The following is a 1689-nucleotide window of genomic DNA, read 5'->3' as shown; positions in this document are numbered from 1 at the left end:
CCCCCGGCCCCCGCCCCCCCCCCCCGCCCCCTTCACGGCCGCGGGTGGGCCGGTACCCCCCCCGGGGGCGCACCCGGGGCCCCCCCGGGGCCCACGCCTCCATGGCCGGCTGTGTGCCCGCAACCCGTCGCACCGCGCCGACGTGGTCAAACGCCCTGCGACATCACCGGCTCGACCTCAGCGGTCGGCCTCCAGCAGCGGGGACTCACCTTGCCGATGCTGTGCGGAAGCCTCCGTACCCGGTTTCCCGGGGCGCGTTCGCTCGGCCCATGCGGCCACCGGAGGTCCTGCCGCGCCCAGGCCCGCGAAGAACGCGCCGAGGAGTAGCCAGCCCGCGTGTCCGAGTGCAAGGGCTGCCCCCGGTCAGGATCACTGGGGCGAGTGCTTGGCCTGCGTCGAAGCCGATACCGAAGAGGCCCTGATACTGCCCTTGGGCATGGTCGGGTGCGAGGCCGAAGCCGAGCGCGAAGCCGGCCGACGACTCCCACACCTCGCCGACGCTGTGGATGCACACGGCGAGCGCGGCGAGCGCCGGTGCGACCCATGCGGGAACGTCAGCTGTCAGTGCCATCAACGGACAGCTGACGAGGAACAGGAGTCCGGCGAGGCGGAAGGCGCGGCCGCCCTGTCGTGGGGTTTCCACCTTGGAGCCGAGTCTGCTCTGGAGCAGCGCGCAGACGCCGCTGTTGATCGCGTAGACCGCTGCCACGGCCCAGCGCGGTGCGTCGGTGTGGGTGGTGAGCCAGATCGGCAGGAGAAGCGAGACGACCTGGTACTGCAGGCCCATGGCGCTGTAGAGCGCGACGAAGGACACGTACGGCCGGTCGGCCAGGACGGACCACTGACGGTGCTCCTTGGGCCGGGGCAGAGGCCGGCAGTTCGGGACGCCGAGGAACACGATCAGTCCGGCGCACGCGAAGCTGGCGGCGTTCGCGAGGATCAGCCCGGTGTAGGCAGGGCGAGTGTTGATCTGGATGGCGAAGGCCGCGCCCAGGGTGCCCACGACGACGCCGAGATTGACGTAGGTGCGGAGTCTGGCCCGGAAGGCGGCAGGACGTTCACCGCCCACTCGTGCCATGAGTGCACCGCCCGCGGCGCCGCTTGCCGTGGCAGCCAGCCGGTCCAGGGTGGCGACGAGCGTGAACGCGAGCCAGCTGTTGATGAAGACGAAAGCCGCCATGGTGGCGGCCTGTAGGGCGAGCGCCATCAGCCAGATCGCGCGTGGCCCGTAGCGGTCGGCCAGAATCCCCGCCGGTATGCCAGCCGCCAAGCCGCTGAGGCCGGCGATCGTCAGACCCGCTCCTACCTGTGTGGCGGGCAGGTGCACGACGAGCGTGAAGTAGAGGATGGCAGCGGTGTTGAAGAGACCGTTGCCGACCCTGCTGACGAAACTGGCAGTGATCAGAGCTCGCTGCGGACCGGAAGCCGGCTCGTTGGATAACCGTTGCTTGAAACCCCTCGTGATCATGTCAGCCAGGCTAACAGGAGCACTTTCACAACGTCGGTCGGCCCGCTCCTGCCGGACGCGTCCGGATCAGCCGCAACCTCGCGGCCCCTCAACACGAAAAGGCCCCACCCGGAATCCGGGTGGGGCCTTTTCTGAATGATTGTTCGGCGGCGTCCTACTCTCCCACAGGGTCCCCCCTGCAGTACCATCGGCGCTGTGAGGCTTAGCTTCCGGGTTCGGAA

General features: G+C 69.6%; 1 protein-coding gene and 1 rRNA gene. Both read right to left on the bottom strand.

What is annotated here, in order from left to right:
- Nucleotides 1-205: 205 nt before the first annotated feature.
- Nucleotides 206-1468: an MFS transporter gene (locus tag ACFVWU_RS35150; protein ID WP_387628443.1), complete on the bottom strand. Its 1263-nt coding sequence runs from the start codon at nt 1466-1468 to the stop codon at nt 206-208.
- Between the two features lie 141 nt (nt 1469-1609).
- Nucleotides 1610-1689 (bottom strand): 5S ribosomal RNA (gene rrf / locus ACFVWU_RS35145); the annotation flags it as partial.

The organism is Kitasatospora sp. NPDC058190 (assembly GCF_042883685.1).
In the GTDB taxonomy this organism is placed as follows: Bacteria; Actinomycetota; Actinomycetes; order Streptomycetales; family Streptomycetaceae; genus Kitasatospora.
Note: the sequence above shows the minus strand (reverse complement) of the source record. Positions and strands in the feature narration are given on the sequence as shown.